Annotated in this window: 20 protein-coding genes; 15 read left to right on the top strand and 5 right to left on the bottom strand. The window is 70.8% G+C overall.

Annotated features, from left to right (window positions below; translation table 11 throughout):
* Positions 1–46: 46 nt before the first annotated feature.
* The 5 genes from E4V99_RS00460 to E4V99_RS00440 are packed head-to-tail and all read left to right on the top strand — an operon-like array spanning position 47 to position 3458.
* Positions 47–721 carry a uridine kinase gene (locus tag E4V99_RS00460; protein WP_135064820.1) on the top strand — a complete coding sequence of 225 codons (675 nt, stop codon included), beginning with the start codon at positions 47–49 and terminating at the stop codon, positions 719–721.
* Positions 721–1620, top strand: coding sequence for a tRNA pseudouridine(55) synthase TruB (gene truB, locus E4V99_RS00455; protein WP_135064823.1), 900 nt, complete (start codon positions 721–723; stop codon positions 1618–1620). The genes E4V99_RS00460 and truB overlap by 1 nt, the downstream gene beginning before the upstream one ends.
* Positions 1617–1985 carry a hypothetical protein gene (locus E4V99_RS00450; protein WP_135064826.1) on the top strand — a complete coding sequence of 123 codons (369 nt, stop codon included), beginning with the start codon at positions 1617–1619 and terminating at the stop codon, positions 1983–1985. The genes truB and E4V99_RS00450 overlap by 4 nt, the downstream gene beginning before the upstream one ends.
* A 43-nt stretch (positions 1986–2028) precedes the next feature.
* Positions 2029–2481, top strand: a complete 453-nt coding sequence (locus tag E4V99_RS00445; protein ID WP_135064829.1) for a hypothetical protein — start codon at positions 2029–2031, stop codon at positions 2479–2481.
* Positions 2478–3458, top strand: a complete 981-nt coding sequence (locus tag E4V99_RS00440; RefSeq protein ID WP_135064832.1) for a bifunctional riboflavin kinase/FAD synthetase — start codon at positions 2478–2480, stop codon at positions 3456–3458. Before E4V99_RS00445 ends, E4V99_RS00440 begins: the two co-directional genes overlap by 4 nt.
* On the opposite strand, the gene deoC is transcribed toward E4V99_RS00440, so the two are convergent.
* The gene (gene deoC, locus E4V99_RS00435; RefSeq protein ID WP_135064835.1) at positions 3452–4168 is read right to left on the bottom strand and encodes a deoxyribose-phosphate aldolase; all 717 of its coding nucleotides are present in this window, start codon (positions 4166–4168) and stop codon (positions 3452–3454) included. The two genes, E4V99_RS00440 and deoC, sit on opposite strands and share 7 nt — an antisense overlap.
* Positions 4169–4177: 9 nt before the next feature.
* Positions 4178–5575 carry an MFS transporter gene (locus E4V99_RS00430; RefSeq protein ID WP_240742833.1) on the bottom strand — a complete coding sequence of 466 codons (1398 nt, stop codon included), beginning with the start codon at positions 5573–5575 and terminating at the stop codon, positions 4178–4180.
* On the opposite strand from E4V99_RS00430, the gene E4V99_RS18670 reads away from it, so the two are divergent.
* The 3 genes from E4V99_RS18670 to E4V99_RS00420 all read left to right on the top strand — a co-directional run bounded on the left by E4V99_RS18670 (position 5574) and on the right by E4V99_RS00420 (position 9181).
* Complete coding sequence (locus E4V99_RS18670) at positions 5574–5705, top strand: hypothetical protein (protein ID WP_261799173.1); 132 nt, start codon at positions 5574–5576, stop codon at positions 5703–5705. The genes E4V99_RS00430 and E4V99_RS18670 overlap by 2 nt on opposite strands.
* 188 nt (positions 5706–5893) lie before the next feature.
* Positions 5894–8053, top strand: a complete 2160-nt coding sequence (locus E4V99_RS00425; protein WP_135064838.1) for a DEAD/DEAH box helicase — start codon at positions 5894–5896, stop codon at positions 8051–8053.
* 99 nt (positions 8054–8152) lie between these two features.
* Positions 8153–9181, top strand: a complete 1029-nt coding sequence (locus tag E4V99_RS00420) for a 6-phosphofructokinase (RefSeq protein WP_135064841.1) — start codon at positions 8153–8155, stop codon at positions 9179–9181.
* Positions 9182–9232: 51 nt separating this feature from the next.
* Here the strand turns inward: E4V99_RS00420 and E4V99_RS00415 are convergent, their stop codons facing one another.
* A complete protein-coding gene (locus E4V99_RS00415; protein ID WP_135064844.1) occupies positions 9233–11350 on the bottom strand; it encodes a S9 family peptidase in 2118 nt (705 codons plus the stop codon).
* A gap of 179 nt (positions 11351–11529) precedes the next feature.
* Between E4V99_RS00415 and E4V99_RS00410 the strand changes: the two genes are divergently transcribed.
* From E4V99_RS00410 to E4V99_RS00395, 4 genes are all read left to right on the top strand, one after another.
* Entirely contained in the window at positions 11530–12774 is a 1245-nt protein-coding gene (locus E4V99_RS00410; protein ID WP_135064847.1) for an inorganic phosphate transporter, read from the top strand.
* Positions 12771–13103: a peptidase gene (locus tag E4V99_RS00405; protein ID WP_135064850.1), complete on the top strand. Its 333-nt coding sequence runs from the start codon at positions 12771–12773 to the stop codon at positions 13101–13103. Before E4V99_RS00410 ends, E4V99_RS00405 begins: the two co-directional genes overlap by 4 nt.
* A gap of 31 nt (positions 13104–13134) precedes the next feature.
* Entirely contained in the window at positions 13135–14049 is a 915-nt protein-coding gene (locus E4V99_RS00400) for a phosphodiesterase (RefSeq protein ID WP_135064853.1), read from the top strand.
* Positions 14050–14171: 122 nt separating this feature from the next.
* Positions 14172–15644 (top strand): aspartate ammonia-lyase, encoded by a 1473-nt coding sequence (locus tag E4V99_RS00395; RefSeq protein ID WP_135064856.1) that lies wholly within the window; start codon positions 14172–14174, stop codon positions 15642–15644.
* 32 nt (positions 15645–15676) lie between these two features.
* Here E4V99_RS00395 and E4V99_RS00390 read toward each other — a convergent pair whose 3' ends face one another.
* A complete protein-coding gene (locus E4V99_RS00390) occupies positions 15677–16540 on the bottom strand; it encodes a fumarylacetoacetate hydrolase family protein (RefSeq protein WP_135064858.1) in 864 nt (287 codons plus the stop codon).
* A 75-nt stretch (positions 16541–16615) separates the two neighbouring features.
* Between E4V99_RS00390 and E4V99_RS00385 the strand changes: the two genes are divergently transcribed.
* From E4V99_RS00385 to E4V99_RS00375, 3 genes are all read left to right on the top strand, one after another.
* Complete coding sequence (locus E4V99_RS00385; protein WP_135116031.1) at positions 16616–17779, top strand: PrsW family intramembrane metalloprotease; 1164 nt, start codon at positions 16616–16618, stop codon at positions 17777–17779.
* A gap of 164 nt (positions 17780–17943) precedes the next feature.
* Positions 17944–18309 carry an FKBP-type peptidyl-prolyl cis-trans isomerase gene (locus E4V99_RS00380; RefSeq protein ID WP_135064864.1) on the top strand — a complete coding sequence of 122 codons (366 nt, stop codon included), beginning with the start codon at positions 17944–17946 and terminating at the stop codon, positions 18307–18309.
* 159 nt (positions 18310–18468) lie between these two features.
* Positions 18469–19518: a DUF2776 family protein gene (locus E4V99_RS00375; RefSeq protein ID WP_135116030.1), complete on the top strand. Its 1050-nt coding sequence runs from the start codon at positions 18469–18471 to the stop codon at positions 19516–19518.
* A gap of 6 nt (positions 19519–19524) precedes the next feature.
* Here E4V99_RS00375 and E4V99_RS00370 read toward each other — a convergent pair whose 3' ends face one another.
* Complete coding sequence (locus E4V99_RS00370; RefSeq protein WP_135064870.1) at positions 19525–20448, bottom strand: DMT family transporter; 924 nt, start codon at positions 20446–20448, stop codon at positions 19525–19527.
* Positions 20449–20458: the final 10 nt, after the last annotated feature.

Below are 20458 nucleotides of genomic sequence, written 5' to 3'. Positions count from 1 at the left end.
GTGGTCGCGGGCACGGCGAACCGGGCAGGACACGTACGCTGGAGGGGTGCGTCTCCCCACCACCCCGGTCACGACCCTGCTGCGCGGACTCCGCGACGAGGTGCGTCAGCACTATCGCGCGGGGCGCGTGATCATAGCGGTGGACGGGGTCGACGGCGCCGGCAAGACGGTGTTCGCCGATCGCCTTGCGGAAGTGTTCGCGGAGGAGGGCACGGCGGTCTTCCGTGCCTCGATCGACGGCTTCCACCGTCCCCGCGCCGAGCGGTACGCCCGCGGCCGCACGTCGCCGGAGGGGTTCTACCGGGACTCGTACGACTACGCCACCTTCCGCCGCGTGCTCATCGACCCCTTCCGCACCGGCGAAGGTGCCGGCTTCCAGCTGGCCGTCCACGACGTCGTCCGCGACGCGGCCGTGGAGTCGGAGTGGGTCACCGCCCCGCGCGATGCGGTGCTCATCGTCGACGGGATCTTCCTGCACCGGCCCGAACTGCGGGGGCTGTGGGACTGGTCGGTGTGGCTCGAGGTGCCCTTCCCGGTCGCCTATGCCCGCATGGCGGTGCGCGACGGCAGCGATCCCGATCCCGATGCGCCCACCAACGCGCGCTACCGTCAGGGTCAGGAGCTCTACCTGCGGGAGGCCGACCCCCGCCGGGCCGCGTCGGCTCTCGTCGACAACTCCGACCTCGCCGCTCCCGTCCGCGTCTTCGGGGATTTCTGCTGATGGCAGCCAGCGGCATCCTGCTCGTCGACAAGCCCGGCGGCATGACCAGTCACGACGTCGTCGCCCGTGCCCGCCGGGCGCTGGGGACGCGCAAGATCGGCCACGCCGGCACGCTCGATCCCATGGCGACCGGCCTGCTCGTGCTCGGCGTGGAAGGGGCGACGCGCCTGCTCACGTTCCTGGTGGGGGCGGACAAGACCTACACCGCGACGATCCGGCTGGGGGAGGGCACCGACAGTGACGACGCCGACGGGCGGACGACCACTCGCGCGGATGCGGCGGCCCTCGCCGCGGTCGACGACGCCGCGGTGACCCGCGAGGTGGCCGCCCTCACCGGCGCCATCGCCCAAGTGCCCAGCCGCGTGTCTGCCATCAAGGTCGCGGGCCGGCGCGCGTACGACCTGGCCCGTGCCGGCGTCGAGGTCGAACTCGCCCCCCGGCAGGTGCGGGTGTCGCGGTTCGACGTGCTCGCCACCCGCCGCCTCGACGCTCACGTCGACCTGGATGTGATCGTGGACTGCTCGAGCGGGACCTACATCCGTGCCCTCGCCCGCGACCTCGGCGCCGCGCTCGGTGTCGGCGGGCACCTCACCGCCCTCCGGCGCGAGCGCGTCGGACCGTTCGGCGTGGCCGAGGCGACCGGGCTGGACGCCCTCGCCCCCGAGCGGATGCTGTCACCGTCCGCCGCGGCGACCGCGGTGCTGGGCGCCGTGCCCGTCACCGCCGAGGAAGCGCGCGATCTGCGGCACGGCAAACGGCTCCCCGGCGCCGCCGACCGGATTCCCGACGGGATCCGCGCCGCGGCGATCGATCCCGACGGAGCGCTCGTGGGCATCGTGGAGCCCTGCGGAACGGACCTCAAGAGCGCCATGAACATGCCAGAGGAGACCCGGCCATGATCCTGTGGTTCACCATCGCCCAGGTCGCCGTCGCCGGCCTCGCCGGGGTCGTCGCGATCGTGGCGGGCCTGTCCGGCCGCCGGCCCGGCGACGTCACCGTCGGCGGGCTCGCGCTCATCGAGGTGCTCCTGATCGCCCAGATCGTCACGGCGATCATCGCGCCGCTGGCCGGCAACCCGCCCACCGGGAGCCTGCTGGAGTTCTGGGTGTATCTCGTCTCGGCGGCGCTGCTGCCCCCGGTGGGGGTGGCATGGGCGCTCGTCGAGCGCAGCCGCTGGAGCACCGTCATCATGGGAGTCGCCGCCCTCGCGGTGGCCGTCATGGTGTGGCGCATGCACGTGATCTGGACCGTCCAGGTCGCGTGAGCGGGGGAGGGCGGTGCCCGCTCCCGCCTAGGATTGAAGGGTCATGGCAACCCGAAACCCCCGCCGGATGACCGGCATCGGCCGCGTTCTGGTCATCGTCTACCTCATCATGGCCCTCGCCGCCACAGGGCGCTCCTTCGTGCAGATCGTGAGCGAGTTCGACCAGGCACCCCTGGCCTACACGCTGTCGGCGGTGAGCGCGCTGGTGTACATCCTCGCCACGCTCGCCCTCGTGTTCGCGGGCCGTCGCACGTGGTACCTGGTGGCGTGGGTGGCGATCGTGTTCGAACTGGTCGGCGTCCTGGTGGTCGGGACGCTCAGCCTCGTGCTGCCCGAGCTGTTCCAGCATCCGACGGTGTGGTCGCTCTTCGGCAACGGGTACCTCTTCGTCCCGCTCGTCCTGCCCTTCCTCGGGTTGTGGTGGCTCGCCGCCCACCGGGAGGCGGCGACCGACCGCGCCGACACCGCGCCGCAGAGGGCGGGGGCGGCATCGTGATCGTCTTCCGCGACCCGGCCGAGATCCCGCCCGGATTCGGGCCCTCCGTCGTGGCGATCGGCAAGTTCGACGGCGTCCACACCGGCCATCGGGCCGTGATCGACCGTGCGCGCGTGGATGCCGCCAGCGGGGCTCGCGTGGTCGCGGTGACCTTCGACCGCAACCCGCTGCGTCTGCTGCGGCCCGAGCTGAGCCCGCCCGACCTCATCGGGGTGCACCAGAAGCTGAGTCTGCTCGAGCGCGCCGGCGTGGATGCGACGTTGCTGCTGACCTTCGACGAGGCTCTGGCGAGCCTGACGGCGGAGGAGTTCGTCCGTCACGTGCTCGTGCAGGCGCTCGGGGTGCGCACCGTGCTGGTGGGGCAGGACTTCCGCTTCGGCAAGGGCGGGGCGGGGAATCCGGCTCTGCTGCGCACGATGGGGGCGGAGTACGGGTTCCGCGTCGACGTCGTCGACGATGTCCGCGCGATCGACGACGACCGCCGGGTGTCCTCCACCTGGATCCGGGAACTGCTCGCCGAGGGAGACGTGGCCCGCGCCGCCAAGCTCCTCGGGCGCGCTCCGTCGGTGTGGGGGGAAGTCGTCCACGGCCTCAAGCGCGGCCGCGAACTGGGCTTTCCCACCGCCAACCTGTCACCGCGGCTGGAGGGCTTCGTCCCCGCCGACGGCGTGTACGCCGGCTGGCTGATCGACGAGCGCTCCCAGGACGGCCTGCGCTCGGGAACCCGCTACGCCGCCGCCATCAGTGTGGGGCTGAACCCCACGTTCGACGACGTGCCGGTGCGGCAGGTCGAAGCGTACGTGCTGGACGAGACCGACCTGGACCTGTACGGCCACCTGGTCGAGGTGCGCTTCGTCACCCGCATCCGCGGAATGGTCGCCTTCGACGGCATCGACGCGCTCAAGGCCCAGATGACCGACGACGTCGCGCGCGTGCGCGCCGTGCTGGCCGAGCCCCAGGAGCGCGCGGCTCAGTAGGACGAGTCGTCCCGCGAGCCGGTGGGGCCCGCGCCGCTGCCGATGGCGCGCAGCTCTCCGAGGATGGTGGCACTCGCACTGGTGCCCAGGCGCGTGGCTCCCGCCTCCAGCATCGCCAGGGCCGTCTCCAGTCCCCGCACGCCACCGGAGGCCTTCACCTGCACGCCGGGGCCGACGCTCGCGCGCATGAGGCGGACGTGCTCGACCGTCGCGCCGCCGCCGCCGAACCCGGTCGAGGTCTTCACGAAGGCGGCACCGCCGGCCTCGGTCAAGCGGCTGCCGCGGGCGATCTGCTCGTCGTCGAGGTAGGAGGTCTCCAGGATCACCTTCGCGATACGGCCCGATGCCGCATCCACGACGGCGCGGATGTCGTCCACGACGGCGTCGTCGAACCCCGACCGCAGGAACCCGATGTTGACCACCATGTCGACCTCGACGGCGCCGTCGGCCAGCGCCTGGCCGACCTCGGCCACCTTTGCGGCGGTGGAGGTGGTGCCGTGCGGGAAGCCGATCACGGTGCCCACCGCCACTCCCGTGCCCTCGAGCCGGCGGACGGCGTGGGCGATGTCGGACGGTCGCACGCACACGCTGAACACCCCCCACTCCGCGGCGATGTCCAGCTCGGCGTCGACCTGCGGACGGGTCAGCTCCGGCTTGAGGATGGCGTGGTCGATGGTCGCGGCGACGTCGCGTTCGGTGAGGGCGGGCATGACTCCAGCCTAGGCCGACGCGCGATCGGGCGACTGCGCCGGAGCGCGGTCGCGGATGCCGAGGAACGACACGATCCCCCCTGCCGCCAGCAGCACCGAGGTGACCACCGCCGCACGGTGGAACCCGGGGAGATCCAGCGAGCCGCCGACGATCGTTGCCAGGAGGGCGATCACGATGAGGCCCGCCACCCGCGCCACGGCGTTGTTGACCGCCGAGGCGATGCCCGAGCGGCTCTCGTCGATGGAGCCGAGGATCGTCGAGGTCAGGGGCGCGACGGTGAGGGTCAGCCCGATCCCGAACACCAGCACGCTGGGCAGCACCTGCCACCAGTACGAGAAGTCCTCCGACACCGTCAGCAGCACCAGGACGCCCACGGCCATGACGAGGGGACCGGCCGTCATGAAGAGGCGTGACCCCCATCGCCCGGCGAGGGATCCCACCCGCGAGCTGAACAGGATCATGAGGATCGTGACCGGCAGGGTCGCCAGTCCCGCGAGGGTGGCGGGCAGTCCCGCGCCCTGCTGCAGGTACACGCCCATGACGAATCCGTTGAGCGACAGTGCGGCGTAGACGAACGCGGTCGCGAGGTTTCCGGTCCAGAAGTTGCGCACGCGGAACAGACTCAGCGGCATCATCGGCTGCCGCGCGAACCGCTGGCGCACGAGGAACGCCGTGAAGGCCGCGATGCCCAGCGTGAGGGAGCCCCAGATCGCCGGTGACGCCCATCCGAGGCTGGACTGCTCGATGAGCCCGAACACTCCGGCCCCGAGACCCACGGCGCACAGCGCCGCGCCGAGCAGATCCACCGTCGCCCCCGGGCGGCGCTGATCACGGTGGCCGAGGCGCACCACCAGCCACAGGGTGACCGCCAGGGGCAGCACGTTGATCAGGAACACCAGCCGCCACGACGCGAAATCCACGAAGAGACCACCGAGCACGGGCCCCGCGATCATGGCGGCGGTCGTCGCCGCCGTCCAGATCCCGATGGCCCGTGCCTGCGCGGCGTCCCGGAAGTTGGCCGTGATCAGCGCCAGGGAGCTGGGCACCAGCAGCGCCCCCGCCACGCCCTGCAGGGCGCGCGCGACGATGAGGAACTCCGGCGTCGGGGCCGCCGCGATCGCGATCGACGTCACGCCGAACCCGACGAGCCCGATCGTGAGCACGCGCAGGCGCCCGAGCACATCGCTGAGGGAGCCGGCCACCAGGATGAGCGCGCCCAGTGTGATGAGGTAGGCGTCGACCACCCACTGCTGCGTCGTCAGGCCGCCGCCGAGCTCCTCCTGGATCGCCGGCAGGGCGACGGTGACGACGGTTCCATCCAGGAACGACACGAACGACCCGAGGATCGCGATCCACAGGACCAGGCGCTGGTCGCGCGTCATGGGCTCCGTCATGCGCTCCGCCATGGGCACCACCCTAGGCCTCGGCATCCGCGGGCGGGCGGGTGCCTGCGAGGGACTGTGGGTGGCGACAGGGTGGCTCAACATCGCCCCCGACGGATACTCGGAGGACATCCTCGACACAGTCGGCGGGTGAGGCGCCCCCGACGCGCTAGACTGGATGGCGGAAACCCCTTCTCCGCCGACGCAGTTCGCTCAGCGAACGCCTCCGACCGGCTGAGGGGCCGCCCCGCGGGAGTCACGGTTCACACCGCCCCCCGGGATCGCACACCGACCGGATCTGTCGTCGTCGACGCCGAACCGGATGACACGCTCAGGAGGAGCATGCCGACCACGGCGACCGCCGCTTCCGGCTCCACGCAGAAGCGCAGGAAATCCTCGTCCGCACGCCGCGACGACGAGGCCCCACTCATCCCCATCCTCGCGCGCAAGGTGCGCGAGGTGGAGGCCAAGGCCCAGCGCGGCAAGCTCGGCCCGACCAACCGGGTCAAGTTCCAGGTCATCGCCTTCCTCGTCCGCGAGGAGCGGGCGCGCGTGAAGGCCGACTCCGAGATCAGCGATTCCACCCGCTCCGAGCTGCTCAAGCGCCTGGACGGGGTCGCGACGATCCTGGCCAAGACCGCCGCACGCGACACATCGCTCATCCAGCTGCTGGAGGCCGACCAGGTCGCTTCTCCGGTGGCGCGCCGCATGCGACGCGACTGGCTCCTGGAATCCGGCGCGGAGCTGCCGCCGGACGAGTTGATCATCACCGACGTCGCCCCCGCCACGCAGCAGGTCGTTCCCGCCGCCCTCGCCGAGAGACAGGTCGTGCCCCCCGCCGTGGAGGCGCGGATGATGGCCAACCCCTTCCTCGCCCCCGACCTCACCGCCCGCTCTCCCCAGCCCACCCCCCGCCGACGGCTCGATGGCTGGGAGCTCATGGGCCCGCTTTACAAGGCGTTCGAGACCGGTGCCGGTGGCTCGGCGGCGTCCATGGACCTGCCCGAGGTGCCCGAGTTCGACCGTCTGTCGCCCAAGGGCCTGGGCGTCATGCCGCACCAGTCGCGGTTTCTGGAGGCGGTGCGCGCCGGGCACCGCACGTTCCTCCTCGCCGACGAGCCAGGCCTGGGCAAGACCGCCGAATCGGTGCTGGCGGCATCCGTCGCCGGCGCATACCCGCTGCTGGCCGTGGTCCCCAACGTCGTGAAGATGAACTGGGCGCGCGAAGTGGAGCGGTGGACGCCGCACCGGCGCGCGACGGTCATCTCCGGTGACGGCGAGGACATGGACGCCTTCGCCGACGTCTTCATCGTCAACTACGAGATCCTCGACCGCCACCTGTCCTGGCTCAGCTCGATCGGCCTGAAGGGCATGGTCGTCGACGAGGCGCACTTCATCAAGAACCTCTCCTCGCAGCGCTCCCAGAACGTGCTGGCGCTGGCCGGCCGCATCCGCGAGCAGGTGCGCGACCCGCTGCTGCTCGCGCTGACGGGTACCCCGCTGATCAACGACGTCGAGGACTTCGACGCGATCTGGCGCTTCCTCGGCTGGACCAACGGCGAGAAGCCCGGACCCGAGCTGATGGAGAAGCTGGAGGAGACGGGGCTCACCCCCGCCGACAAGGCGTTCTATCCGCAGGCCCGCAGCGCCGTGATCGACATGGGCATCGTCCGGCGCAAGAAGAAGGACGTCGCCGCCGACCTGCCCGACAAGCTCATCGCCGACCTGCCCGTCGAGCTCGACGACGAAGAGGGCCGCTCGATCCGGCGTGCCGAGCGCGAGCTGGCCGACCGGCTCGCCGCGAAGTACCGCCGCATCCTGGAAGCCCGCGGGAATCGCGGACTCGCGGCGGGCGAGATCGACCACGACATCGTGCGCCTGGTCGCCCAGAACGAGCTCGACGAGTCCAAGGCCGCCGGCTCGGGCGCCGAGAACGTGTTCACGATGGTCCGCCGCATCGGCAAGGCCAAGGCGCAGCTGGCCGCCGATTACGCCGTGCAGCTGCAGCGCTCGGTGGGCAAGGTCGTGTTCTTCGCCAAGCACATCGACGTGATGGATGCCGCGGAGGCCCACTTCGCCGCATCCGGTGTGCGCACGGTCTCCCTCCGCGGTGACCAGACCACGCCCGCGCGCCAGGAGGCGATCGACGCCTTCAACAACGACCCGGGCGTGGGCATCGCGGTGTGTTCCCTGACCGCCGCCGGCGTCGGGGTGAACATGCAGGCCGCATCCAACGTCGTGCTGGCCGAGCTCAGCTGGACCGCCGCCGAGCAGACGCAGGCGATCGACCGCGTGCACCGCATCGGACAGGGTGAGCCGGTCACCGCGTGGCGCATCATCGCCGCGCACACGATCGACACGAAGATCGCCGAGCTCATCGACTCCAAGCAGGGGCTCGCGCTGCGTGCCCTGGACGGCGTGGCAATGGATGCCGCATCCAGCGACTCCGTGCAGCTCAGCGCGCTCACGCACCTGCTGCGTCAGGCTCTCGGCGGCGACTGAGGACCCACCCGGGCCGTGTGGCAGCGGCCCGGTGCGGCCGCTAGGGTCAGGGTGGCAGCGTCGCCGCGACTTCACTCCGATACAGCGAGGACTCCAGCTATGAAGATCGGCATTCTGACGAGCGGCGGGGACTGCCCCGGCCTGAACGCGGTGATCCGCGGCACCGTGCTCAAGGGCACGACCACCTACGGCATCGAGTTCGTCGGGATCCGCGACGGCTGGCGCGGCGTCGTCGACGCCGACTTCTTCCCGCTGACCCGCCACGAGGTGAAGGGCCTGTCCAAGGTCGGCGGGACGATCCTCGGCACCAGCCGCACGAACCCCTACGAGGGGCCGCGCGGGGGAGCGGAGAACATCGCCAAGACCCTGTACGGGCACCGCATCGACGGCATCGTCGCCATCGGCGGCGAAGGCACCCTCGCGGCAGCCGACCGGCTCGCCAAGGACGGGATCAACGTCCTGGGCGTCCCGAAGACCATCGACAACGACCTCCGGGCCACCGACTACTCGTTCGGCTTCGACACGGCCGTGAACATCGCGACCGACGCGATGGACCGCCTCCGCACCACGGGCGACTCGCATCAGCGGTGCATGGTCGCCGAGGTGATGGGCCGTCACGTCGGATGGATCGCGCTGCACGCCGGCATCGCCGCGGGGGCCCACGTCATCTGCATCCCCGAGGTGCCGATGTCGATCGAGGAGATCTGCGCGCAGGTCTCCCGCGCGCACGACCGCGGTCGCGCTCCGCTCGTGGTCGTGTCCGAGGGCTTCACCCTCAAGGGCATGGACGAGGCCTACAGCGACAAGGGCCTGGACGCCTTCAACCGCCCGCGCCTGGGCGGGATCAGCGAGGTGCTCGCCCCCGAGATCGAACGCATCACCGGCATCGAGACCCGCTCGACGGTGCTCGGCCACATCCAGCGGGGCGGATCGCCGTCCGCCTTCGACCGCGTGCTCGCCACGCGCCTGGGCCTGCACACGGCCGACGCGCTGATGGACGAGGCGTGGGGGCAGATGGTGGCGATGCGCGGCACCGACATCGTGCGCGTTCCCTTCGCGGACGCCCTCGGTGAGCTCAACAGCGTCCCCTACTACCGCTACGAAGAGGCCGCCGCACTCTTCGGCTGACCCGGGAGCGCCCCAACACAGCCTGCCGAAAACGGGGGCCGCGCGGCGGGGTCAGGCGTCGGCGAGGCCGACGACGTCGAGGAGCCACGCGAGTTCGAACGCGCGCTCCTTCCATGCGTTGTATCGGCCGCTCACACCGCCGTGCCCGGCGACCATCTCGCACTTGAGCATCGCGTCGGCGCCCACTTCCCGCAGGCGCGCGACCCACTTGGCCGGCTCGACGTACAGCACGCGGGTGTCGTTGAGGGAGGTGACGGCGAGGATGCGGGGATACCGCACCCCCTCGCGCACGTTCTCGTACGGCGTATACGACTTCATGTAGGCGTAGACGTCGGGATCGTGCAGCGGGTCGCCCCACTCGTCCCACTCGATCACCGTGAGCGGGAGCGAGGGATCCAGGATCGTCGTCAGGGCGTCCACGAACGGCACATCGGCGAGGATCCCGGCGAACAGCTCTGGGGCGAGGTTGGCGACGGCGCCCATCAGGAGGCCGCCCGCGCTGCCGCCCTCCGCGACCATCCGGTCGGGGGTGGTGTAGCCCGCGTCGATCAGATGCCGTGCGCAGTCGACGAAATCGGTGAAGGTGTGGCGCTTGGCCAGCAGCTTGCCGTCTTCGTACCACTGGCGACCCATCTCACCGCCGCCGCGCACGTGCGCCACGGCGAAGACGACGCCGCGGTCCAGCTCCGACAGCCGTGCGACCGAGAAGCCGGGCTCGATCGAGTGCTCGTAGGAGCCGTACCCGTACAGGTGCAGCGCGCGGGGCTCCGCGCCGGCCTCGCCGAACGAACGCTTCCACACGACCGACACCGGCACGCGGGTTCCATCCTGCGCCGTGGCCCACACGCGCTCCTGCGCGTAATCGGCGGGGTCGTAGCCGCCCAGGACCGGCTGGCGCTTGCGCAGCAGCAACTCGCCGGTGGAGACGTCGTAGTCGAAGATCGTCCCGGGGGTCACGAACGAGCCGTAGCCCAGGCGCACGAGCGGCGGCGCCCACTCCGGGTTCCCCGCCGTCCCCACGCTGTACAGCGGCTCCTCGAACCCCACCTCCCGCAGCGTCCCGTCGGCGTAGTCCAGCAGCGCGACGCGCGCGAGCCCGTCCCGGCGGTAGGCGGCCACACCCCAGTCGCGGAACGTGTCGAGGTCGAGCAGCCGCCGGCCCGGCTCATGCGGGAGCACGACCGAGCGCTGTCCCTGGGGGTCGGATGCAGCCACCCGGACCAGTTCGAAATCCAGCGCACCGTCGTTGTGCAGGACGTAGAGGACGTCCTGCCCGTCCACGACGGCGTGGGATGCGGAGTACTCCACGCCCTCGCGCCGCGGCCACACCACGCGCGGCTCGGACCGCAGGTCGTCTGCGTCGACGAGCCATTCCTCGCTCGTGATGGAGGAGCCGACCTCGATCATGAGGTAGCGGTGGCTGCGCGTGAACCCGGCGCCGACCCAATACCGCTCGTCGGGCTCGGTGAACAGCTTCACGTCATCGGCGACGGGGGTGCCGAGTTCGTGCAACCACACCGTGTCGGGCCGCCACGCGTCATCCACCGTCGTGTACACGATGAAGCGGCCGTCGGGGGAGAACCCGGCCCCCGCGAAGGTCCCGGGGATCTCGTCGGGCAGGTTCTCGCCGGTGGCGAGATCGCGCACCCGCAGCGTGTAGCGCTCGTCCCCTGCGACGTCGACGCCGTAGAGCAGCTGCGTCCCGTCCTCTGAGACGTCGAAGCTGCCCAGCGAGAAGAAGTCGTGTCCGTCGGCTTCGACGTTCGCGTCCAGCAGGATCTGCTCGCCGGGCACCTCGGCATCCGGCGACAGCTCGGGCGGGGTCCAGTCGTCGGGGGAGGCGATGGGAGCACGGCACTGGATGCCGTACTGGCTGCCCTCGACCGTGCGGCCGTAGTACCACCACCGCCCCTGCCGAGTCGGCACCGACAGGTCGGTCTCCAGGGTGCGGCCCTTGATCTCGCCGAAGATCTGCTCGCGCAATCCGGACAGGTGCGCCGTGCGCGCCTGCGTGAAGGCGTTCTCGGCCTCCAGATGCGCGATCACCGCGGGGTCCTCCTTGGCCCTCAACCACTCGTACGGGTCGTCGAAGGTGTCGCCGTGGTGCGTGCGGGCGACGGGCTTGCGCTCGGTGTGCGGTGCGAGGGGGGATGCGGCGGTGTCGGTCACGCTCCCACGGTAGTGGAGCGTGTCGTGCCAGGGCGCGGGCGCAAGTTTGACCCACGGGGACGAGGGTGTCAGGATTCTGCGGTGCCCGGAAAACGGGACACGACTAGACGGTGAACTGTTCGTTCGTCACACGGCCGCGTCGTCGGCCGCCCCCCACATCCCCTTACGGAAAGCGAACGGTGGAGACCGCAACTCTCGTCATCGTGCTGGTGATCGTGCTGGCACTGTTCTTCGACTTCACCAACGGGTTCCACGACACCGCCAACGCGATGGCGACCCCCATCGCCACCGGGGCGCTCAAGCCGCGCGTCGCCGTGCTGCTGGCTGCCGTGCTGAACCTCGTCGGAGCGTTCCTGTCCACAGAGGTCGCCAAGACCATCTCCGGAGGCATGATCCGCGAGGATGAGATCTCCGTGACGATCTTCCCGGCGATCATCTTCGCCGGGCTCATCGGCGCCATCACGTGGAACATGCTGACGTGGCTGCTGGGCCTGCCCTCCAGCTCCTCGCACGCGCTGTTCGGCGGGCTCATCGGCGCGACGCTGGTGGGCGTGGGGACGACAGCGATCGACTTCGGCGTGGTGATGTCCAAGGTCATCCTTCCGGCCCTGATCGCACCGCTGACGGCGGGGATCATCGCGTTCGTCGTGACCAAGATCGCCTACGCCGTGACTCGCCGCTACGACGCCAAGCCCGACGGCCGCGACGGGTTCCGCTGGGGCCAGATCTTCACCTCCAGCCTCGTCGCTCTCGCGCACGGCACGAACGACGCCCAGAAGACCATGGGCGTCATCACGCTCGCCCTGATCACGGTCGGCTGGCAGTCCACCGCGCACCCCGAGCCGCAGCTGTGGGTCGTGGTGGCGTGCGCGGTCACGATCGCCCTGGGCACGTACATGGGTGGATGGCGCATCATCCGCACCCTGGGCAAGGGCCTCACCGACGTCAAGCCCGCGCAGGGCTTCTCCGCCGAGACCTCCACGGCGGCGACGATCCTCGCCTCCAGCGCCCTGGGCTTCGCGCTGTCGACCACGCAGGTGGCCTCGGGTTCCGTGATCGGGTCGGGCCTGGGCCGGCGCGGATCGATCGTGCGGTGGGGCACCGTGGGACGCATCATGATCGGATGGCTGCTGACGCTGCCGGCAGCCGGCGCCGTCGGCGCGTTCGCGGCGCTCATCGTGGTGTGGCTGGGCCCGTGGGGCATCGCCTTCGACGCGGTGCTGGCGCTGGCGATCATCCTGGGGCTCTTCCTGCGCTCGCGGCGGAACCGGGTGGATTCCTCCAACGCCATGAGCGAGGTCGCGGTGTCGGGTCGTGCCGTGAAGGTCACGCCCAATCCGCCCCCCACGCGGCGTCAGCGCCGGCGTGCGGATGCGGCGGCAGAGGAACAGCCCTCCCGCACGGATGAGGGGAGCCGGTCATGATCGCCATCGACTGGACGTCGTTCCTGCAGGTGTTCGCCGCGGCGCTGGTGGGCGCCGTGCTGGTGGTGCTGTTCTACGCGCTCGGACTGCGGCTGCTCGTGCGCGCCGGGCGCGTGCCCGTCGTCGCGCCGGCGACGTTCACCGACGCGATCGCCGTGGTCACCGACAAGCAGCGCCGCCGTGCGGAGAAGGCCGCGGCCAAGGCGGCGAAGAAGAACCCGCTCACGCCCGGCCAGAAGCGCCTCGCGCTCTACGGGGCCTACGCGTGCTTCTTCGTGTGCACTCTGGCGGTGCTCGCCGGGCTCGTCCTCATCGTCGTGGGGCACTGAGGACGTCCGCGCCCGACTCTAGGGTGGAGCCATGCGCACAGCGGTCCGTTTCGGTCAGCACCCACCCGCCCAGCGGGTGATCGTCCACGTCAGCGACACGCACCTGCTCGCCGGCGACCGGCCGCTCGGAGGTCGATACGACACCGCCGGCCACCTCACCCGCACCCTCGAGGCCGTGGAAGGGCTGGGGGTACGACCCGACGCGATCGTGTTCACCGGCGACCTCACCGATCTCGGTGAGCCGGAGGCGTACCGCACACTCCGCGCCACGGTCGAGCCGGCGGCGGCCCGGCTGGGCGCGCCGGTGGTGTGGGTGGCCGGCAACCACGACGAGCGCCCGGCGCTGCGCCGCGAGCTGCTGGGCCTGGAGCCCACCGAGGAACCGGTCACGGGCGTGTGGGATCTGGGCGGACTGCGGCTGATCGCCCTGGACACCTCGGTTCCCGGCTGGCATCACGGCGACCTGGATGCGGCGCAGCTGGAGTGGCTGCGCGAGGTGCTCGCCACCCCGGCCGAGCTCGGAACGATCCTCGCCCTGCACCACCCGCCGCTGCCCTCGCACATCCCACTGTTCGACATCCTGGAGCTGCGCGACCAGGAGGGGCTCGCGGCCGCGATCGCCGGCTCGGACGTACGGCAGATCCTCGCCGGTCACCTGCACTACTCCACCAGCGGCATGTTCGCCGGCGTCCCCGTGAGCGTCGCGGCGGCCACGTGCTACACGATGGACCTCGCGCGCCCGGCAGAGGAGGTCAACGGGATGGACGCGGGCCAGTCCTTCCATCTCGTCCACGTGTACGAGGACACGATCACCTCGGCCGTGGTGCCCGTCGTGGACGCCGAGACGTCCGGCGCGTTCACCGCGGAATGGGTGCAGGAAATGGCGGCGCTCACGCCCGAGGAGCGACTCGAGGCCTTCTCCCGCAAGCGACCGCCCGCGCCCTGAGGTGTACGCCGGGTACAGTCCCGGGCGGCGGGGGTACACGGTGGCGGCGAGACCGGAGGCCTGCGGCGGGTAGGCTCGGAGAACCCCCGACCGCCGTGAGACGACCCACGAGGACACCACACATGGCACTGGACGCAACGACGCGCACCCGCATCGAGACCGACTCCCTCGGCTCGCTGGAAATCCCCGCCGATGCCTACTGGGGCATCCATACGGCCCGGGCTCTGGAGAACTTCCCCATCTCCAAGCGGCCCATCTCCGTCTACCCGAACCTCGTGCGCGCGCTCGCGATGGTCAAGCAGGCCTCGGCACGCGCCAACCGTGAGATCGGCGTGCTCGATCCCGCCAAGGCCGACCTGATCGACGCTGCCGCCCAGCGCGTGATCGACGGCGAGTTCCACGACCAGTTCGTGGTTGGTGTCATCCAGGGCGGCGCCGGCACGTCGACGAACATGAACGCCAACGAGGTCATCACCAACGTGGCGCTGGAGATGGCGGGCCGTGCCAAGGGCGACTACGCCTTCCTCTCGCCCATCGACGACACCAACCGCAGTCAGTCCACCAACGACGTGTACCCGACGGCGATCAAGGTGGGGCTGTCGCTGACACTGCTGACCCTCCTGGGCGAACTCGACCTGCTGCGCAAGGCGTTCCTGACCAAGGCCGCCGAGTTCCGCGACGTGCTGAAGGTCGGCCGTACGCAGCTGCAGGATGCCGTGCCCATGACCCTGGGTCAGGAGTTCAACGGGTTCGCCACCACGCTGGGGGAGGACTACAACCGCCTCACCGAGAACGCCTACCTCATGTACGAGATCAACATGGGCGCCACGGCGATCGGCACCGGCATCACGACGCATCCGGCCTACGGGGCCGCCGTCCTGCGACACCTCCGCGAGATCACGGGCCTGGATCTGGAGACGGCGACCGACCTCGTGGAATCCACGAGCGACACCGGGTCGTTCATGTCGTTCTCCTCCTCGCTCAAGCGCAACGCCATCAAGCTCTCGAAGATCTGCAACGACCTGCGGCTGCTCTCCAGCGGCCCGCAGGCAGGGTTCGGGGAGATCAACCTGCCCGCCCGTCAGGCCGGCTCGAGCATCATGCCGGGCAAGGTCAACCCCGTCATCCCCGAGGTGGTCAACCAGGTCGCCTTCGCCGTGGCCGGTGCCGACCTCACCGTGACGATGGCCGTGGAGGGCGGCCAGCTGCAGCTGAACGCCTTCGAGCCGGTGATCGCGCACTCCATCTTCCAGTCGCTCACGTGGATGCAGCAGGCCATGTGGACGCTGCGGGTCAACTGCGTGGAGGGCATCACCGCCAACCGCGAGCGGCTCGGGGCCATGGTCGGCGCCTCCGTCGGCGTCGTCACGGCTCTCACCCCGTTCATCGGCTACGCGGCGGCGGCGGCGCTGGCCAAGACGGCGCTGCTGACCGGACACAACGTCGCCGACCTCGTCGTGGAGGCGGGGCTGATGACGCGCGAGGAAGTGACCAAGCAGCTCTCGCCCATGCGGCTGTCGGGGCTGGAGGCGATCACGGAGGCGGTGCCGATCATCCACGCGGCCGAGAACGTCGTCGCCCGCGCCGACGACTGACCCCGTCGCCGAGGACTGACGCCGCCGGGCGTTCAGTCCAGGATGCGGCAGTGCGTCGTGAGCTCACCGATGCCATCGACCCCGACGGTGACCGTCGAGCGGTCGCGGAGGAAGATCTGCGGGTCGCGGGAGTAGCCGGCTCCGCCCGGGCTGCCGGTGGAGATGAGGGTCCCGGGCAGCAGCGTCACCGAGTGGGAGAGGTGCGAGATGAGCGCCGCCACCGAGCGCACCATCTGGCCCGTCGAGGCGTCCTGCACGCGGTGCCCGTCCACCACCGTCCAGATGTGGAGGTCCTGCGGGTCGGGGATCTCGTCCGCCGTCACGACGAACGGGCCCGTCGGGGTGAATCCGTCGAAGGACTTGCACCGCGACCACTGCGCCTCCGAGAACTGGATGTCGCGCGCGGTGATGTCGTTGACGACGGTGTACCCCCACACGTGGTCCAGTGCGTCGTCGACGGTGACGTCCTTGGCCGGGCGCCCGATGATCACGCCCAATTCGGCTTCGTAATCGACCGACTGGCTGAGGCTGCGGGGCCACGAGGTGGTCGCGTCATGAGCGGTGAGGGAGTTCGGCCACAGCACGAACACCGTCGGGGTCGCGTCGGTCTTCAGCCCGAGCTCCCCCGAGTGGGCGGCGTAGTTCAGGCCCACCGCGAGGATGACCGGAGGGGTCAGCACGGCCGAGGCGAAGACGGGCCGACTCAGCGGATGCCACGACGCGTCGTCCTGCGCATCCCGCACGCGATCGAGCAGCTCATCGCCGCCGGCGATCAGTTCCTCGAGGGTGCCCGGCGCCCCGGGGAACAGCTCGTCGACGAAGGTGCTCTCGCCCTCGCGCACGAGGATCAAGCGGGGCGCGGCCGAGGCCGAGGGGACCACATGGGCGAAACGCATCCCTCCACGCTACCGGTCGCGACAGGCTGCTCCGCCCGGCCGGGAGGGGGTCGCCGCCGCCCCTATGCTGAGCGCATGTCGTATCCCTCGCCGCTGTCGCAGCCGCATCCCGGCGTCGGCGCATCCATCCGCCCCGCCCCCGCGGCGCCCGCTCCGCCTCCCGCGCCACGCCGGTCCCGCGGCACGGGCGCCGCCCTCATCTGGGTCGGCGGCGTGCTGGTGCTCGTACTCCTGGGGCTCGTCGCCTACTTCGTCCGCTTCCTCGGGCCCGGAGCATCCGTGGCCGGCATGATCCTGGCCGCCATCCCGTTCGTCGGCGTGTGGCTGGCGGTGCGGATCGTCGACCGGTGGGAGCCGGAGCCGCGCGGACTGGTCGTCTTCGCCATCGCGTGGGGAGCGATCGCGTCGGTGGCCATCGCGCTGGCCGTGGACCTCGGGCTCGTCCTGCTGTTCGGGATGGGCGAGTCGTGGGTGGGCTCCGTCGTGCAGGCGCCCATCGTGGAGGAGGTGGCGAAGGGCCTGGGGGTCCTGCTCATCTACGCCACCGCGCGCCGGGCCTTCAACGGGCCGGTGGACGGAGTGGTGTACGGCGCGCTGGTGGGTGCGGGGTTCGCCTTCACGGAGAACATCCAGTACTTCGCCGTGAGCCTGCTGGAAGGCGGTGTGGCCGAGCTGACGCTCACCTTCTTCCTGCGCGCCGTGCTCTCCCCGTTCGCGCACGTCATGTTCACCGCCATGACGGGGTTCGCTCTCGGTCTGGCAGCCCGCCGCGCGGCGGGTGCCGGCACGACGCTGGGGTACTTCCTGGCGGGGCTCGTCGTGGCCATCGCGCTGCATGCGCTGTGGAACGGCTCGGCGGTGTTCGCAGACTTCTTCGGCATGTACATCACGCTCCAGGTTCCGCTGTTCGTGGTGTTCATCCTGGGGATCGTGCTGCTGCGGCGGGAGGAGGCACGGCTGACGCGCGCCCGCCTGGGCGAGTACGCCGCGGCCGGGTGGTTCACGCCGCAGGAGGTCGACATGCTCGCCACCGGGCCCGGCCGGCGCGCAGCGCTCGCGTGGGCGCGCACGCTGCGGGGCGACCGCCGTGCGCTCATGCGCTCGTTCATCGCCGACGCGACGGCGCTCGCCGCCGCCAGGGAGCGCGCTCTCACGGGCCGCGATCCGCACGCCGCCGAGGCCGAACGCGAGCTTCTCGCGCGTTCCTCGCACACCCGACTGGCACTGTTCGCACCCTGACCCGGGAGTCGTGTCGCCGGGCGGAACAGGACTCAGCGCCCGGTGCCGCGGCGATGCCTGCGTGTCTCCCGAGCGCTGAGTTGGCCTGTCCCCAGGATCGCGCGGGCGCCCGGGAGTGTCAAGGGGTGCCGCGGCCGGGCGCCCCGGCGTGCTTGGATGAAGGCATGACCGAACGCACCAAGCCCGAATTCGACGCACCCCAGGGCCCCGCTCCCACCGACCTCGTCATCCGCGACCTCATCGTCGGCGACGGACCCGAGGCCAAGCCCGGCGACACCGTGACCGTGCACTACGCGGGCGTGGAGTACGACTCCGGCGAGGAGTTCGACTCGTCGTGGGGCCGGGGCGAGAGCATCCAGTTCCCCCTGCGCGGCCTCATCCAGGGGTGGCAGGACGGCATCCCCGGCATGAAGGTCGGCGGACGCCGCGAGCTCGTCATCCCGCCGCACCTCGCGTACGGACCCGCCGGCGGCCACTTCCTCGGCGGCAAGACCCTCATCTTCATCATCGATCTGCTCGCCGTCGGCTGAGCCCGGCGTCCCGATGGGGTCGGATGCTGCGGCGTCCGGCCCCATCGCCGTCTCCGTGCCCGCGGGCGGATCATGCGGACTCTACCGTCGCCGAGGGGGCGGATCTTAGGCTCGCGTGCCGAGGGCGGCGTCCTGGCCGCCCGGTGAGGGGCCGGCGCGGTGAACTACGGGATCAGCATCCTCTTCCGGGCGATCCCCCTTCTCATGGGGGCGGTCTGCCTGAGCTTCGGCTGGTACGTCTTCGCAGGCGGCGACGATGCCGCCCACCGCACGGCGGGGCACGTGCTCATCTCGCTCACCGCCATCTGCATCGCCCTGTTCACGACCGCGGCGATGATCATCCGCCAGCTCACGCACACGTTCGCACCGGTGTGGAAGGTCGTGCTGCCGATCGTCGGTTACGGGGTCGCGGTGGCCACCGCGGTGTGGGGCCTGGGAATCCGCAGCGGCCCGACGAACGCCGACTTCGTCGCCGGCCACGTCGTTTTCGGCGTCGGGCTCGTCGCGGCCTGCGTCACGACGGTCGCCGTCGCCTCGAGCGCCTTCACCCTCATCACCAAGAACGCCGCGGGACGGCCCGAGGACGGCCCGCCCGACGAAGCCTACGGTCGGGCCGTCGCGGTGGGGCTCATGTGCCTGCCGGCCGCCGCCGCCGCCGTGCTCGTCGTGTGGGCCGGGATCCTGCTGGCGGACTCCGCCGATGCTCCACGGTACGTCGCCGGGCACGTCATGATCGGCCTCGCGGCCGTCTGCGCGAGCCTCATCTCGCTCGTGGCCACGGTCGGGCGCCAAGTGCGCAACGAGTTCGGGGAGCGCGAGCGGTGGATGTGGTCGATCTGGGTATTGGCGATGGGCAGCGCCGCGATCGTCTGGGGCCTGTTCGTGCTGTTCGGATCCGACCGTGCCGACCGGATCCCGCCCGGGTGCATCCTCATCGGGCTGGGGCTCATCTGCTTCAGCATCATCTCGAAGGTGTTCCTGCTGGCCTCGGTGTGGCGACGCGAATTCGTCCTCGCCGACCGCGTGCCGCTCATCCCGGTGTTCACGTGTCTTGCGTGCCTGTTCTTCGCCGCGTTCCTCGCCGAGGCGGCCGCCACCGATCCGGACTTCTTCATCCCGGCGCGCGTGCTCACGGGACTCGGCGCGGTGTGCTTCACGTTGTTCTCGATCGTGTCCATCCTGGAGGCGGGCACGTCGAAGACGTCGTGACCCGCGTCACACGACGCTGCGCGGGCGCAACCGGATCCGCTCCTGCACGAGCAGGATGCCGAGGATCACGATGACCGCGCCGGCCGGCTCGTTCCACGAGAGGCTCTCCCCGAGCACGGCGACGCCGAGGATCACCCCCACCACGGGCGTGATGTAGGTGACCGTGGATGCGCGCGTGGGCCCCCACGCGGCCAGGGCGTTCTGGTTCCAGATGTACGCGAAACCGGTGCCGAGGAACCCGAGCAGAAGGACGCTGATGAGCACAGGCGGGCTCCATCGCACCGGCTCGAGGAAGACCACCGGCGACAGCAGCAGCATGATCCCCGCCCCGACCCCGATGTACCCGCCGGCCAGGGCGATCCCCGACAGACCCGTGGTGGCGAGGAAGCGGCGCATGTACGCCAGGCTGAAGCCGTAGCACGCGGTGGCGCCGAGGATCGCCACCTGGGCGACGGTGCTGGTCGCGCCCAGGGTCGCGCCGGGCGCGATGATGAGGACCACGCCGGCCACGCCGATCGCGATGCCGACGAGCTGCCCTGTGCGCAGTCGCTCGACGCGGAACGCCGCCCACGCCATCAGCGCGGTCATGATCGGGGTCGTGGCGTTGAAGATGCTGGCGAGGCTGGAGGTGACGTACTGCTGCGCCCACGCGAACAGCAGGTACGGGATGACGCAGAAGGTCACGGCGATCACCGTGAGATGACCCCACACCCGCGGTGAGCGGGGGAGCCGCTCCCGGCGTATGAGGATGATCGCGGTCAGGGCGATGGCGCCGAACACGAGGCGCGCCCACGCCACCTGCGCCGGGGTCATCCCGGTGAGGGCGACGGCGATGAACAGGAAGCTCGACCCCCACACGATGCCGGCGAGGACGAACTGCACGCCGACGGAGAGGGAGGAGGGGGTGCGCACGAGCGGGGGAGCAGCCACCCGCCGACGA

Origin of the sequence: Microbacterium sp. dk485 (assembly GCF_004570445.1) — a bacterium.
In the GTDB taxonomy this organism is placed as follows: domain Bacteria; phylum Actinomycetota; class Actinomycetes; order Actinomycetales; family Microbacteriaceae; genus Microbacterium; species Microbacterium wangchenii.
This window is presented reverse-complemented; position numbering and strand designations above follow the sequence as displayed.

Bases quoted from the DNA above. Each gene is read 5' to 3' on its own strand.
- E4V99_RS00405 (WP_135064850.1), top strand. From the start codon at position 12,771: ATGATCGCCATCGACTGGACGTCGTTCCTGCAGGTGTTCGCCGCGGCG.
- E4V99_RS00380 (WP_135064864.1), top strand. From the start codon at position 17,944: ATGACCGAACGCACCAAGCCCGAATTCGACGCACCCCAGGGCCCCGCT.
- deoC (WP_135064835.1), bottom strand. From the start codon at position 4,168: ATGCCCGCCCTCACCGAACGCGACGTCGCCGCGACCATCGACCACGCC.
- E4V99_RS00450 (WP_135064826.1), top strand. From the start codon at position 1,617: ATGATCCTGTGGTTCACCATCGCCCAGGTCGCCGTCGCCGGCCTCGCC.
- E4V99_RS00420 (WP_135064841.1), top strand. From the start codon at position 8,153: ATGAAGATCGGCATTCTGACGAGCGGCGGGGACTGCCCCGGCCTGAAC.
- truB (WP_135064823.1), top strand. From the start codon at position 721: ATGGCAGCCAGCGGCATCCTGCTCGTCGACAAGCCCGGCGGCATGACC.
- E4V99_RS00385 (WP_135116031.1), top strand. From the start codon at position 16,616: ATGTCGTATCCCTCGCCGCTGTCGCAGCCGCATCCCGGCGTCGGCGCA.
- E4V99_RS18670 (WP_261799173.1), top strand. From the start codon at position 5,574: ATGGGCACCACCCTAGGCCTCGGCATCCGCGGGCGGGCGGGTGCCTGC.
- E4V99_RS00395 (WP_135064856.1), top strand. From the start codon at position 14,172: ATGGCACTGGACGCAACGACGCGCACCCGCATCGAGACCGACTCCCTC.
- E4V99_RS00430 (WP_240742833.1), bottom strand. From the start codon at position 5,575: ATGGCGGAGCGCATGACGGAGCCCATGACGCGCGACCAGCGCCTGGTC.
- E4V99_RS00445 (WP_135064829.1), top strand. From the start codon at position 2,029: ATGGCAACCCGAAACCCCCGCCGGATGACCGGCATCGGCCGCGTTCTG.
- E4V99_RS00425 (WP_135064838.1), top strand. From the start codon at position 5,894: ATGCCGACCACGGCGACCGCCGCTTCCGGCTCCACGCAGAAGCGCAGG.
- E4V99_RS00390 (WP_135064858.1), bottom strand. From the start codon at position 16,540: ATGCGTTTCGCCCATGTGGTCCCCTCGGCCTCGGCCGCGCCCCGCTTG.
- E4V99_RS00400 (WP_135064853.1), top strand. From the start codon at position 13,135: ATGCGCACAGCGGTCCGTTTCGGTCAGCACCCACCCGCCCAGCGGGTG.